A 12,921-nucleotide genomic window follows, 5' to 3' on the forward strand; every position below is an offset into this window, starting at 1 on the left:
CGATGGAGAACAGTGGCCAGATTGCCAATATATGAAAGAATCAAGCCATGTCTGGTCCGCATCGCGTCGTCGTACTGGCTCTGAATGGAGTCATCCCCTTCGAACTCGGCATCCCGGCGCGCATCTTCGGACGTGCCCTCGACGTCGAGGATCGGCCGCTGTACGAGATCCTGACGTGCACCGTCGACGGCAATCCCGTGCAGACCGACGCAGACTTCAGCATCTCGGTCGACCACGGGAGCGAGTTGCTCGCCACCGCCGACACCGTCGTCATCCCCGCGTCGTACGAGTTGGGTCCGGCCTACGAAGACGGTTACCTCTCCCCCGAGTTGGCCGCAGCTTTCCAACACATCCGGCCGGGCACTCGGCTGGTCTCGATCTGCACCGGGTCGTACATCCTCGCCGCGGCGGGTCTGCTCGACGGACTCCGCGCCACGACGCACTGGCGCAACACCGACCATTTCCAGCGTGTCTATCCCAAGGTGAACGTGGATCCGGACGTGCTGTTCGTCGACGAAGGCCACATCCTGACCTCGGCCGGGGTGGCGTCGGGAGTCGACCTCTGCCTGCATATCGTCAGGCGTGACCACGGCATGGAAGTGGCGAACACCGTCGCGAGGCGTTGCGTCGTACCGCCGTGGCGCGACGGTGGCCAAGCTCAGTACATCCGACGCCCCCTGGCCGACAAGCCTTCGGAATCGACTGCCGACGCTCGGCACTGGGCCCTCGAACATCTCGACGACCCGATCACCCTGGCGGACCTGGCGACGCGCGCCAACATGAGCGTCCGCACGTTCAGCCGTCGATTCCGCGACGAAGTCGGAACCACACCGAACCGCTGGTTGACCAGCAGACGTGTCGATCGGGCGCGGGAACTACTGGAGGAATCCGATCTGTCGATCGATGCGATTGCTGCTCGAACCGGCTTCGGGACTGCGACATCCATGCGTCAACACATGAACGAGGCGCTCGGCGTTTCACCGAGCGCCTACCGACGCACGTTCAAGGCACCGGTGTAAGCGGCAGTACCAGGCACTATCCTGGATGCCATGGCCGAACAGACTCGCCCGAACTTTCCTCAGTACTGCGGATACCTCCTGGGGAAGACGCTCCCCGACCGGTACCAGGACTGGGTGCGGAACGATCTGGTCGGACCGGGTGCCCAGGCCCGCTACATCATCCGCTTCACCGTGCCGGCGACGCTGATTCTTCTGCTGTTCCTCTTGATCCCGGGACCGATCTGGATTCCCTTGGCCATGATGGCCTTGTTGCTCATCCCGCTCGCGTACTTCGTCGTGGCGCTCGGGACCATCTACCGCCGTCACCGCCTGCTGAGCCACGGACTCGATCCCGAACTGCTCGACGAGAAGGCCCAGCGCCGTGCCGATCGCACTCGCGAGGACTACGAGAAGCGGCACGGTCGCTGAGCACCCCTCAGCGGAACATCGTCACTGCGGCCTTGGCGAGGACCTTCGGATCCTTCTCGTAGTGATGCATCTTGGTGAGCTTGTCTTCTGGAATCCCCAGGAACTTGTAGACGGCTACCTGAGCGCAGCGCACCGAGTACTGCTCGGTGAACACCATGTCGAACGGCAGCTCCGCGAACTGACTGATGAACGCCAGGTTCTTGGAGTGCTTCGGCACCACCAGCGGCCGGTCGCCGACGGCGCGCCGATTGAACAGCGCACTGGCGTAAGGCATATGGCTGGGAATCGAATTCACGACGCTGTCCATAATCTCTTGTCGACGCGCGGCGAGCGCACCGCTCTCGTCGAGCGCCTCGAGGTGTCCGAGCGTCTCTTCCAGCATTTCCCGCCCGGTCATCTCGATGAACGGCTTCTTCACGTAGTCGCCGTCCTTGCGCGGGAACAGACAGTAACCCCAGAAGACTCCTTCGTTCTCCTTCTGCGCGTGGTAGTGCGGCTGATGGTGGACCACGATCGAGAGAAGCACGTTCGAGTCCACGAATGTGTTGAGCGCATTTCCGGGGAGCTGCTTGGTGATTCGGGAAATCTCGTTGATGAGCTCGTGTGACGAAGTGGTGACGGTGAAGCTGGTCCACTCACTCTGCGCCCGGTCCCCGAAGAACTTGTCGGGATTCCCGAGATCGTAGAAATGCTCGGTGGCCTGCTTCCACAGCAGCGCACTCGGTGCGTATCTCATGTCTTCGACGATCGGGGTGTCGAGATCGCCGATCGAAGAACTGTCGGTGATGCTGCCGTTGGTGTCGAAGACGAAATCGCCCTCCGCCACGTCGATTCGGCCCTTCTCACCGGTGCGGACGTTTTCGTAATCGAGTCCCGTCACGATGATCTCGTCTCGTAGCGGGGTGTCCTTGAACACGAACTCCGTGATCTTCAGTTCGTTGACGAACTTCACACCCTTGCCTTCGAGGAAGGCCCGCATCGGCAAGATGATGCTCTCGTACTGGTTGTACGGGGATCTGGTGACACCGGCAAGAGTTTGAATGCGACTGAACTCGAGAATCATTCGGTTCATGTACCGGCGCAGCTCCATCGCCGAACTCACCCGCTTGAAAGCAAATGTGGTCTCCCACATGTACCAGAAGTTGGTGGTGAAGAAGTGCGGAGTGTCCTCGAACCACTGCTCGATACTGATGTCGTCGAGTTTTGCCTCGTCCGACTCCGGCATCGTCATCAGCTTCGTCAACAAGTACCGATCCTTGTTGTCGAATTGCATGTGCTTGTAGTCGTTTTCACCCTTGTTGCGAATGCCGTCGCGATCGATCAATCGTGCGACGTCGTGCGTTGGATGCGCGTGGTCGAAATCGAGAATGTCATCCGTCACCGATTTTCCCGGGTTGTCCAGCGACGGAACCACACTCAGCACGTCCCAGAGGTTCTCATAGGTCTCCTCGTTGAGCATGCGACCGCCACGATTGATGAAGCCCGCGTCGTTGCCCAGCTCGCGATGACCGTACTGGTGCTGGAAGGTAGCGGCAGATTCGCCGTCGTTCGCTCCATGCATGTCCAGCCCCATGATGGTGATGTCCTCACCGCTCCACTCACCGTCTCGAATCAAATAGACGGCAGCCGAGAGGTTTCCGATGCCGGCACCGATCATGTAGGTCTTGTGAGACAGCTTGGAAGACATTGGGTTTCGTTCCTTACTCGAGTCGCGGTACGGATACCTTCCAAGCATGGACCCCTTTGCCCGCTGGCGCATCACCCGAACCGGATGACGTCCGTCACGGTCGCTGAAGGCGCACCAGATCCAGCGCAAAACGCGCGTAGTCGCGTGCAATTTCCTCGGGCGTTTGTGGTCCGCTCGGCCGATACCATTGCGCGACAGAGACACACATCACGACAATCGCACGCGCGGCCTGTCGCGGCCGATCCGTCTCGAACACACCGGCGGCGATTCCGTCGTCCACCTGCTTCGTCATCAACCATTGCTGGTAGTTGCGTGATTCCGTGATGCGCAACCTGTTCTCGGCTGTGAGACTGCGCATTTCGCTGGCGCCGAGGAATCCTTGATCACGCCGATAGATATGGAACAAGGTCACACATTCGACGAGGAAAGCCAGCCTTTCGGAGGGACTTTCGCCCTCGTCGATAGCCGCCAACGATCTCGTGTTCAGTTCAGCCATGGTGAGGTCGAGAATTTCGGCCAACATCTGTTGCTTGCTGGAATAGTGGTGATACAGACCCGGAACACTCATCTGCGCACGTTTGGCGATCTCACGCATCGCAGCGCCGTGATATCCGGTCTTCACCATCTCCGCGAGCGCTGCAGCCAACACCGGATCGAACGAACTCGGACCGAACCTTCGCCACTTGTTCGGGCGAAAATGTGCGTCCGGGTCGGCGTCGTCGCCTCCCCATCGCGGCTGTTCCGGCGGACGCACTATCGCCGCCGGGAGCAGAGCGTCGAAACGCACTCCGAGAATCCCGCCGATTGCCGCCAACCGGTCGACGCTGACTCTGGTCTTTCCGGTCTCGACAGCGCTGAGGGTAGCCGGGCTGACATCGAGACGCCTGGCCAATTCACGCAGCGAGAGCCCGCTGTGACGCCGCGCTTGCCGGATCGACGCCCCGATCAGGACAGCATTCTCAAATTCGGTCACAGTGTTCAGTATTACCGAACATTGGATTTCCAACAATGCGATGACCACGGAAATCTATGAACGTGTTGACTACTAGTTATCAGCCTGAACATGATGTGGATCACAAAGACCCAGGTCCGCCCGAGCGATCGTTCGGTGTCGGTAGCGAGAGGATCGAATCACCATGACCGAGGCGCCATATCTTGGAGAACTCCTGCGCGACGCACCCAGCAACTGGGGCAAGTGGGGAGAGTCCGACGAGGTCGGTTCACTGAACTACCTCGACGCCGGACAGGTGCTTCGTGGCGTCGGAACCATCAAGCAGGGTTCCGTGTTCACGCTTCAACGGCTCATCGGCGACCCCAAGGGTGATCCGGTGTGGCCGGGACGCAGCCCTGCCGAGCGCACACAGATCTTCGACGAGAGCAGCTGGGACGGCGACGACGCACCCAACTTCCCCGGCGGCCTGCATTACGCGGACGACAAGATCGACGCGTTCCTGCAGGGCTCGACGCAGTACGACGCACTCGGCCATGTCTGGTACGACGGCGCCCTGTGGAACGGATACTCGGCTGATACCACTGTCGGCGGCCTGGAGAAGGCCAGCGTCGAACCGATTGCCGACCGCGGCGTCGTCGGACGCGCAGTACTTCTCGACATGGCAAAGTTCCGCGGCAAGGAAAACCTCGACAAGGCCGAAACCTTCACGCACCATGATCTTTTGGCCTGTGCCGAAGCGCAGGGGGTCACCATCGAGAAGCGTGACATCCTCGTCATCCGCACCAACTTCCTCAAGCTGTTCTTCGACCAGGGCGAAGCCTTCTACGAGGGCTTCTGCGAGCCCGGCCTGATCTACAGCCCCGAACTCGTCCAGTGGTTCCAGGACATGGAGATCCCCAACCTTGTCACCGACACCATTGCCAACGAGGTCACCACCGACCCCGAAAACGGTGTGGCACTGGTCCTCCACAACGCATTGATGCGCAACCTCGGAGTGGTGTTCACCGAGATCTGCGATCTGGAGAAGTTGGCCGCGGACTGCGCGGCCGACGGCCAGTACACGTTCCTGTACGTCGCCGCGCCACTCAAGGTTGCCAAGGCCAGCGGCTCTCCCGTGAATCCGGTTGCCATCAAATGACATACGAAGATCGCCCTTGGTTGGCGTTGTACCGCAACGACGTTCCCCCCGACATCGACGTAGAGCACCCCACGATGCTCGAAATGTTGGCAGCGGCGGTCCGCTCTGATCCGGACGCCACGGCTGTGAAGTACTTCGACGGTCAACTCAGTTTCGCCGAACTGGATCAGCAGAGTGACGCCCTGGCCCGAGCACTCCGAGCCGGTGGACTGGTGAAGGGTGACCGCGTCGCTCTGTTCCTCCAGAACGTTCCGCAGTTCGTGCTTGCGCTCGCCGGAATCTGGAAAGCCGGCGGCGTCGCAGTCTCGATCAATCCCATGAGCCGTGAACGAGAACTGGGATACCAACTCGAAGATTCCGGAGCAGCGGTTCTGATCGCTCTCGAGGGGCTCTACGAGTCCGTCGGCCGCAATGTCGTCTCCGACTCGCCGGTCAGGCGAGTTATCACCACCTCGGAACTCGAGTACCAAAGTCGCAACGATCCGAGGATTTTCGACGGAATTGTTAAGAAGGATCTCGGTACCGACGATCTCGCGACGCTGATCGACGAACATCGTCTCGGCGATCCGATCACCACTGACGCTGCACCGGAAGACATTGCGGTACTGACGTATACGTCGGGAACCACCGGTCCGCCGAAGGGAGCGATGACCTCTCACGCGAATATGACCTTCAACGCCCAGGTGTACCGGGACTGGTTGGGGCTCACCCCGAAAGACACGGTTCTCGGAGTTGCACCGCTCTTCCACATCACGGGGTTGATCGGTCACATCGCGGTGTCCGTCCTGGCGAGAATGCCGCTGGTGCTTGCCTATCGCTTCCAGCCCGAGGTGATGCTCGACGCGATTCGTGAGCACCAACCGACATTCACAGTCGGCGCCATCACTGCTTTTACGGCACTGCTCAACACTCCGGGTTGCGCGCCGGAAGACTTCTCCTCCATGCGGTTGCTGTATTCCGGCGGCGCACCCATCTCGCCGACTGCCGCCGAGGCCGTCCGCGCCATGACCGGTGCTGCGCTGCACAACATCTACGGGCTGACCGAGACCACGTCGCCGACCCATGCCGTTCCCGTTGGTGCGGATACGCCGGTCGACCCCACATCCGGAGCACTGTCTGTCGGCGTTCCCGTACCCAACACCGTGGTCCGCATCGAAGACGAGGGCGGTGCGGTCCTGCCGATCGGAGAGATCGGCGAACTGGTCGTCCGAGGTCCACAGGTGGTGCGCGGTTACTGGAACAAGCCGGAGGAGAGTGCGTCGGCCATTCGCGACGGGTGGTTCCACACCGGCGACGTCGGTTTCATGGACGAAGCCGGCTGGTTCTACGTCGTCGACCGTAAGAAGGACATGATCATCGCGTCCGGCTACAAGGTGTGGCCACGCGAGGTCGAGGACGTTCTTGCCGAGCACCCCGCAGTCCGTGAGGCGGCAGTCGTCGGGATCGCCGACGAATACCGCGGTGAGACGGTGAAGGCGTTTGTCAGCCTCGTCGCGGGGGCGTCCGTCACCCCGGAAGATCTGATCGATCACTGCAAGCAGCGGATGGCGGCGTACAAGTACCCACGCTCCGTGGTGCTGGTGGAGGAACTGCCCAAGACCGTCACCGGCAAGATACTGCGACGGGAACTGCGCACGATCTCTTGATCGCGGGGCAGCGGGCGGACTTCGCGGTCCGCCTGCTGTCTGATCGCGCACAGTTTCCGGTCGACCGCGCCATTGGGGTAATGGAACAGTAATATGTGCTGAGTACCCACGGACAAACGGGAGACATCAGTGAGCAAGTTCGGACGTAAGAAGCAGCCCACGCCCAAGAGCTACCAGTGGCTGGCCATGACCCTCATCGCTTTGTCGCTCTCCGTGTCGATCGGGATTGCCGCCAAACCCTCCTGAGCTCTGCGAATCCGAAACTTTTAACCCCGCGTCCATCTGCACATGGGCAAATAGGTGCAATTCGGACGCTTAGCTGTTCTAACTTTCCTTCCGTCGTGTCACCTCGGCACCGACGGAGAGGATCAACTCACCATGCGAAGCTCACGCTTCGGCGTGCTGGCCGCTGCCGGCGCTGTCGGACTAGTGCTTGTCACCAGCAGCGTCCAGTCCATCGCCACGGCGTCACCGTTCGGTTCGCTCGACGCCGGTTCGAGCTCCGGTTCGACAGAGATACCAACCGTCAGCGACGGCGGCTTCACGTCCAAGACGCCCTACACTCCCGGCCAGCGCATCGCCGACTATCAGGCGCCGCCGACGGGATACTCCCCCGTGTACACGGAAAGTGTTGCGCGCCATGGTTCCAGAGCACTGTCGAGCCTGAAGTACGACGACCTGAGCCTGCAGCTGTGGGAAATCGCCGAAGCCGAGAACGCATTGACTCCCGTCGGCAAGGAATTCGGCCCGGCCCTTCGTGATCTCATGGCCGCCAACAAGAAGCTGGGGTACGGCAACCTCAGCGGACTCGGGATTACCGAACACAGACAGCTCGGCGCGCGGGTCACTGAACGCCTCCCCCAACTGTTCGACGCCATCGCAGCGCAGCAGGGCACCATCACCTTGACCTCGTCGGGTGTGGACCGTGCCGTGGACAGCGCCGAGAACTTCGCGCAAGGGCTGACCGGTGCGTTTCCAGCCGTCGCCGGCGATGTTGCACCGGTGACCACGGATGCCGACCTTCTCTACTTCCACGACTCGGATGCAAACGCCGACTACAAGGACTACGAAGAGTCCGATCCTCGACTGAAAGCCGTCGACGACCAGATCGCCGATCTTCCCCGCACCCGCGAGGTCTCGCGGCACATGATGCTCAGGCTCTACTCGGAGGACTTCGTCAACCGCCTGAGCGCGGGCGAGTTCTCACTCGTCGACCGCGGCAAGGGTTCCAGCACGATCGACAACGAAGTCGACGCCGCGTACATGCTGTACAACACGTACATCATCACTCCGGGCATGGCCGAAGAAGGCAAGTGGAATTTCGAGCGGTTCATCGAACCTGCTGACGCGCAGTGGCTCGCATACACGAACGATGCCGAGGACTTCTACGCCAAGGGCCCGGGCTTCACCGGTGAAGACGTCACCTACCGGATGGCAACCGTCCTGCGCGACGAGTTCCTGCGCGGCCTGCAGAAACACACCGGCGACGACGCCGTCCCGGGAGCGGATTTCCGGTTTGCACACGCAGAAACGATCATCCCCTTCGCGGCACTCTTGAAACTGCCGGGAAGCACCGTCTCGCAGGCGGAGGGCGACCTCTACACCTATGCGAACAACCCCTGGCGCGGATCGCAGGTCAGCCCGATGGCTGCCAACGTGCAGTGGGACGTGTACGCCGGACCGGAGGGTAAGCGTCTGGTCCGAATGCTCTACAACGAGCGCGAGACGGCCTTTGCTGCCCCGTGCGCTCCGGTGAGCGCCGGAAGTTTCTTCTACACGCCGGACGAACTGGCCCGCTGCCTGCCGGAGATTTCACCGGCAGCCTGAGATCCGGCAACTCGGGATCCAGCCAGCGGTCGACGAGGGCGCGCCCATACCTGGTGCAATGCCAGCATGCGCGCCTTCTCGTCGTCTTCCATCAACAAGGCGTCGCAGATCCTCACGATGACCGGAGCCGAAACACCAACGGACGTACCCTGTTCCAGCCGCTGATAGTGATTGAAACTGATGTCGGCAATCTGCGCGACATCGCGCCGACTGAGGCCGTGCATTCGGCGAGCACCCTCGCAGCGCATGCCGACCTTTTCGGGCGCAAGACTGTTTCGTTTTTCGACGAGCATCTGGCTCATCAACTGACGCGCGCTCGACCCGTTCACGTCGCCACCTTTTCCATCCCTGAAATATGCTTTCACCTAACATGTTTCAGAATATGGGATGGGACGGACCCGGCGGTATCTCCGAGATGACAGATAATCACGCGATACCGCCAACCCTGTGCCCGTTCAGGCTGTGACGATCAGGCTCAAGATCAGGCTATGAACCTGCCGATCGTCGGATTCGACTGGCAGATGGGGCTACTGCCCCAGTTGATCGAACCGAACGCCGTCGCAACGACATTGCCGACGCCGGTGTTCACCGTCGCGGACAGGTACGGATAGGTACCGACCAGGTCGACGATTCCGGACTTGCCCGTGTCGGTGTTGACCCAAGCAACAGTCACCTGACCCGCCGCCGGGATGGGTGCAGCGGCCGGGAACGAATCGAAGCGAATATCACCCTTGGCGATGGGCGGATTGGACTCTGGTCCGGACTGGCCGGTGAGCCCGGTCAACGAGGCCAGTGACCCCTGATTCGGGCACCCGATAGTGACGGCGGCGCCGCCGAAAGGGTGGGGCGGATCAGCCGAGGCGACTCCGGCGAACATGACGCTCGCGGCAATCGGTAGTCCGATGGCCGCAAAAACCCCGGCCGTGCGTGTGACGCTCATAGCTGCTCCTCGGGTCGACAACACTTTCCGGATACCCCTGGTACAACGCCCGAAACGAAGGAAAGACGACTATTCACACCCCCTAGACAACGCGTGTTGTCAGAACTACAGTCGGTGGTGCAGCTCACACCTATCTCTGCCGCGCGCAGACCAGTCCCAGGGAGTGTTCAGATGAAGCGCTACGACCTCCGCAGTCGCACGGATCAACTCGATCCCGAAACCGATTACGAAGAGATGTCGCGCATTCTCGCGGCGCAAGAGTTTCCCTGGGACATCAATCAGGCGCTCAGCTTCGCACTGTTCCGCACATACGCTGTCCCCTCGATCGGCAAGCTCCTCTTCTCCACAGGCGAGTTCACCGACAAGGTTCAGAAGCGCTACGACGACACCAGCCTGATCCTCGACGCCATCCTCGAGCACGGCCTCAGCAGCACCGAAGGCCGCAAGAGCGTGCGTCGAATGAATCAGATGCACGGCTCGTACGACATCTCCAACGACGACATGCTCTATGTCCTGGCCACCTTCGTCGTCACGCCGGTCAGATGGCTCGACGAGTACGGCTGGCGGAAGATGACCGACAACGAGATCGTCGGGTCGACGAATTATTACCGCCACCTGGGTCGGTACATGAACATCAAAGACACTCCTGACACCTACGAGGGCTTCGTCAAACTTCTCGACGACTATGAGCGCGAACACTTTTCATTCGATCCCGGTGCCCGAGCCGTCGCTGATTCCACCCTCGACCTGATGTGCACCTTCCCGCCCAACAACCTGGCACCGAAGGCTCTGGTCAAGGGATTCGCCTTCGCTCTCATGGACGATCACCTACTCGACGCCTTCCACTACAGGCACCCGAGCACTGCGATGCGCGTCGTCTCACGCGGTGCGCTGAAGGTCCGCGCGCGCCTGCTGCGGTTCTTCCCCGTGCGTACGAAGCGGAAATTCGCCCGCGAACTGCCCAACATCCGCAGCTACCCGAGCGGTTACAAGGTCGAAGACCTCGGCACCTTCCCCACGGGATGCCCGGTCAAGCACCTGCAGGCAGACCAGCAGGCCCAAGCGTAAGCAGGTTCCCATCGTGGAGTGGTGGAACTCCTGGCACCCGGGCTGATTCGCGTTTCTCATGCCTAGATGAGGGAGGAGTCGCGACCAGTGCGACGAAGGGTGATCAATTCATGGTTCGTCTCGGCGTCGTGTCGACGCCCCTCTTCTTCGAACTCCATCAGCGCATAGAACCTGCGGGCGCGATCGTTGAGGGTGTAGACCTCGAGTGTCACCTCGCCGTGCATGGTTGTGGCGTGTTCGACCAACGCCCGCCCGACGCCCAACCCTTGTGACGCCGGCGCGACGAACAGTCCCCCGATTTCGGAGCCGATCATTCCCAACAGTCCAACGACAGCGGAGTTGTGCTCAGCGACCCAATTGTCGGCCTGAATCAGATAAACCTCTCGCATCTTCTGCTCCCGTTCGCCCGTTCCCTCACCCGCAAGGAACGGGTGGGCTTCACGGGCAGCGCGCGACCACAAGTCGACGACCACATCCTCATCCGAGGATACGTAGCGGCGAATGATCAGATCCTGGTTCACAATCCGACCATACCCTCCGGCATCAGAGAGATAGCCGGCACTGAAAGTGACCAACTCTCGGATCAACGCACGACGGCCTCGACGTAAACCAGTGGCAACAATTCCATTCGTTGCCACCCCACAATTACTGCCTTGTGCAAGGGTTGTCCGATGACTGACGGTGATCCGATAACTAAGCGCGGAGGTCCGGCATCCTGGTGGAAGGTGATGGCAGTTGTCATCGCAGTGCTTGTCGCTCTCACATGCGGCGTCATCGTGTGGTCCTTCATGCCGCCGGTTGTGTACTTTCCATTCTTTGCGCTCGCCGCCTCGGTATTACTCGGATTGGGTGGAGTGTGGTTGATACTCAGCCTGATTGGTTGGATGAAGTACAAAACTCTGCGTTTGAGCACGATCGCGCCGGTGATCGTGCTCGTCACCGGTGCGCTCGTGACCTTGTCCGTCCCTTCGCGTGCTGCGTTTGCATTGTCGAAAGATTCGCTCGAAGCAGTGGCCGCGGATTGCCAGAAGTCGATGGACAACCAAACAATTGGCGTCTACCGGGTCCTGCAGGTCTGGCCCGTCGGCAACGGGTGCCGCTTCCACATCGAGGGTGGTCTAATCGATTCGATCGGATTGGCGTACTTACCTGACGGCGCACCATATCTCGGCAAGCCCCGCCGCGACGGCGAGATCGGATACCAGGAGTTCGACGGCGACTGGTACTCGTTCGTTCAAGCGTTTTAGCAGCGAGAAACTAGCCGACCAGCTTGGCCTTCAGAAGCGCGATCGTGTCCGGAGTGAGTCCGAGACCTTCGGTGAGATAACCGTCGACGGTTCCGTAATCGCTGGCTACCTGCGCGAGTCCAGCTTCCAGGTACGAAGCGTCGACACCGAGGGCCGGCTCGAGATTGGTCGCCACCTGCGGGCTCAGGGCCTGAGAGATCTGCGCAAGGATCTTCTCGTTGGTCGCCTGAAGGTAGGTGTTGCTCAACAGATAGTCGTCCATGATCGTCTGGGCGGGGACACCGGCGATGGACTGCAGCAACATCGCGGTCCAACCCGTGCGGTCCTTGCCTGAGGTGCAATGGAACAACTGCACCCCGTCACTCGCAGCGATGTCCGAGAGGACCTGCTTGAAGCCGGCACGGCGAACGGGATCGGTGACAAAACTGCGGTTGGTGTCGACCAAGAACTGCTTGGCCTCCTCCGGCGACTTGATCGTCGTCGCGAGCTGGGTGAGATCCTTGAACTCGATGGGGATGTTCGTGTACGTCACACCGTCCGGGAGTTTGTCCGCGCCACCGATGAACGGGTTGGAGATCTCGGTTGCGCCGCGCAGGTCATAGGCGTCGGCAAGTCCGAGGCCGGTGAGTGTCGTCTTGTCTGCGTCGGTGGTAGCGGTCAGCGCATTGGACCGGTAGATGACGCCGCGCTTGAGGTGTGAGCCGTCGACGGTGGCGTATCCCCTACCGTCGTTGCCGGCAACGTCGCGAAAGTTGGCCACGGAGGCCAAATTCGGTGTCGGCGCGAGGACAGGATCGAGCGAGCCGAGATCGACCGCTCCAAGCGAGCCTGTGTTGAGAGAGCCCAGGTCAAGCGGGATTGCCGTGGCGGGAGCAGCAAACATCAGACCACCTGTAACGACTAATGCGGCGGCCTTTGCAGTGCGAGCGAACAACATTCGTGTGCGTGTGGACATGTGGCAGTGCCTCTCTCTGCAGTTTGGGATTTGT

At 60.9% G+C, this 12,921-nt stretch carries 13 protein-coding genes; 7 read left to right on the forward strand and 6 right to left on the reverse strand.

Going from position 1 to position 12,921, the window contains the following annotated elements; genetic code table 11:
- The first annotated feature begins 47 nt into the window (after positions 1-47).
- Both ABH939_RS20890 and ABH939_RS20895 read left to right on the forward strand, forming a co-directional pair.
- Positions 48-1,019 carry a GlxA family transcriptional regulator gene (locus ABH939_RS20890; RefSeq protein ID WP_007735863.1) on the forward strand — a complete coding sequence of 324 codons (972 nt, stop codon included), beginning with the start codon at positions 48-50 and terminating at the stop codon, positions 1,017-1,019.
- A 30-nt stretch (positions 1,020-1,049) separates the two neighbouring features.
- Positions 1,050-1,427 carry a DUF5313 family protein gene (locus tag ABH939_RS20895; protein WP_003943558.1) on the forward strand — a complete coding sequence of 126 codons (378 nt, stop codon included), beginning with the start codon at positions 1,050-1,052 and terminating at the stop codon, positions 1,425-1,427.
- Positions 1,428-1,434: 7 nt separating this feature from the next.
- Here the strand turns inward: ABH939_RS20895 and ABH939_RS20900 are convergent, their stop codons facing one another.
- Both ABH939_RS20900 and ABH939_RS20905 read right to left on the reverse strand, forming a co-directional pair.
- The gene (locus ABH939_RS20900) at positions 1,435-3,186 is read right to left on the reverse strand and encodes an oleate hydratase (RefSeq protein ID WP_404650065.1); all 1,752 of its coding nucleotides are present in this window, start codon (positions 3,184-3,186) and stop codon (positions 1,435-1,437) included.
- A 22-nt stretch (positions 3,187-3,208) separates the two neighbouring features.
- Positions 3,209-4,135 carry a TetR family transcriptional regulator gene (locus ABH939_RS20905; RefSeq protein WP_404650066.1) on the reverse strand — a complete coding sequence of 309 codons (927 nt, stop codon included), beginning with the start codon at positions 4,133-4,135 and terminating at the stop codon, positions 3,209-3,211.
- 115 nt (positions 4,136-4,250) lie between these two features.
- Here ABH939_RS20905 and ABH939_RS20910 point away from each other — a divergent pair, with 115 nt between their 5' ends.
- The 3 genes from ABH939_RS20910 to ABH939_RS20920 all read left to right on the forward strand — a co-directional run bounded on the left by ABH939_RS20910 (position 4,251) and on the right by ABH939_RS20920 (position 8,677).
- Positions 4,251-5,204 (forward strand): cyclase family protein, encoded by a 954-nt coding sequence (locus tag ABH939_RS20910; protein ID WP_007735859.1) that lies wholly within the window; start codon positions 4,251-4,253, stop codon positions 5,202-5,204.
- On the forward strand, positions 5,201-6,850 hold the full coding sequence (locus ABH939_RS20915) for a class I adenylate-forming enzyme family protein (RefSeq protein WP_054780982.1): 1,650 nt from the start codon (positions 5,201-5,203) through the stop codon (positions 6,848-6,850). Before ABH939_RS20910 ends, ABH939_RS20915 begins: the two co-directional genes overlap by 4 nt.
- A 378-nt stretch (positions 6,851-7,228) precedes the next feature.
- Entirely contained in the window at positions 7,229-8,677 is a 1,449-nt protein-coding gene (locus ABH939_RS20920; RefSeq protein WP_283568849.1) for a histidine-type phosphatase, read from the forward strand.
- On the opposite strand, the gene ABH939_RS20925 is transcribed toward ABH939_RS20920, so the two are convergent.
- Together ABH939_RS20925 and ABH939_RS20930 are read right to left on the reverse strand one after the other, a co-directional pair.
- Positions 8,623-9,006, reverse strand: coding sequence for a helix-turn-helix domain-containing protein (locus ABH939_RS20925; protein ID WP_058227381.1), 384 nt, complete (start codon positions 9,004-9,006; stop codon positions 8,623-8,625). The genes ABH939_RS20920 and ABH939_RS20925 overlap by 55 nt on opposite strands.
- Before the next feature lie 152 nt (positions 9,007-9,158).
- Entirely contained in the window at positions 9,159-9,617 is a 459-nt protein-coding gene (locus tag ABH939_RS20930) for a hypothetical protein (protein ID WP_003943607.1), read from the reverse strand.
- 171 nt (positions 9,618-9,788) lie between these two features.
- Between ABH939_RS20930 and ABH939_RS20935 the strand changes: the two genes are divergently transcribed.
- The gene (locus ABH939_RS20935; protein WP_054780980.1) at positions 9,789-10,685 is read left to right on the forward strand and encodes an oxygenase MpaB family protein; all 897 of its coding nucleotides are present in this window, start codon (positions 9,789-9,791) and stop codon (positions 10,683-10,685) included.
- 62 nt (positions 10,686-10,747) lie between these two features.
- On the opposite strand, the gene ABH939_RS20940 is transcribed toward ABH939_RS20935, so the two are convergent.
- Positions 10,748-11,206 (reverse strand): GNAT family N-acetyltransferase, encoded by a 459-nt coding sequence (locus tag ABH939_RS20940; protein WP_042920782.1) that lies wholly within the window; start codon positions 11,204-11,206, stop codon positions 10,748-10,750.
- Positions 11,207-11,356: 150 nt separating this feature from the next.
- On the opposite strand from ABH939_RS20940, the gene ABH939_RS20945 reads away from it, so the two are divergent.
- Positions 11,357-11,932, forward strand: a complete 576-nt coding sequence (locus ABH939_RS20945) for a hypothetical protein (protein ID WP_404650067.1) — start codon at positions 11,357-11,359, stop codon at positions 11,930-11,932.
- A 10-nt stretch (positions 11,933-11,942) separates the two neighbouring features.
- Here the strand turns inward: ABH939_RS20945 and ABH939_RS20950 are convergent, their stop codons facing one another.
- On the reverse strand, positions 11,943-12,887 hold the full coding sequence (locus ABH939_RS20950; RefSeq protein ID WP_054780978.1) for a tyrosine-protein phosphatase: 945 nt from the start codon (positions 12,885-12,887) through the stop codon (positions 11,943-11,945).
- Positions 12,888-12,921: the final 34 nt, after the last annotated feature.

The sequence above is a fragment of the Rhodococcus sp. 27YEA6 genome, from assembly GCF_044908235.1.
Taxonomy (GTDB): domain Bacteria; phylum Actinomycetota; class Actinomycetes; order Mycobacteriales; family Mycobacteriaceae; genus Rhodococcus_F; species Rhodococcus_F qingshengii.

Excerpts from the sequence above, each read along its gene's own strand:
- ABH939_RS20945 (WP_404650067.1), top strand. The coding sequence starts at position 11,357 with ATGACTGACGGTGATCCGATAACTAAGCGCGGAGGTCCGGCATCCTGG.
- ABH939_RS20890 (WP_007735863.1), top strand. The coding sequence starts at position 48 with ATGTCTGGTCCGCATCGCGTCGTCGTACTGGCTCTGAATGGAGTCATC.
- ABH939_RS20910 (WP_007735859.1), top strand. The coding sequence starts at position 4,251 with ATGACCGAGGCGCCATATCTTGGAGAACTCCTGCGCGACGCACCCAGC.
- ABH939_RS20930 (WP_003943607.1), bottom strand. The coding sequence starts at position 9,617 with ATGAGCGTCACACGCACGGCCGGGGTTTTTGCGGCCATCGGACTACCG.
- ABH939_RS20895 (WP_003943558.1), top strand. The coding sequence starts at position 1,050 with ATGGCCGAACAGACTCGCCCGAACTTTCCTCAGTACTGCGGATACCTC.
- ABH939_RS20950 (WP_054780978.1), bottom strand. The coding sequence starts at position 12,887 with ATGTCCACACGCACACGAATGTTGTTCGCTCGCACTGCAAAGGCCGCC.
- ABH939_RS20920 (WP_283568849.1), top strand. The coding sequence starts at position 7,229 with ATGCGAAGCTCACGCTTCGGCGTGCTGGCCGCTGCCGGCGCTGTCGGA.
- ABH939_RS20915 (WP_054780982.1), top strand. The coding sequence starts at position 5,201 with ATGACATACGAAGATCGCCCTTGGTTGGCGTTGTACCGCAACGACGTT.
- ABH939_RS20935 (WP_054780980.1), top strand. The coding sequence starts at position 9,789 with ATGAAGCGCTACGACCTCCGCAGTCGCACGGATCAACTCGATCCCGAA.
- ABH939_RS20900 (WP_404650065.1), bottom strand. The coding sequence starts at position 3,186 with ATGCGCCAGCGGGCAAAGGGGTCCATGCTTGGAAGGTATCCGTACCGC.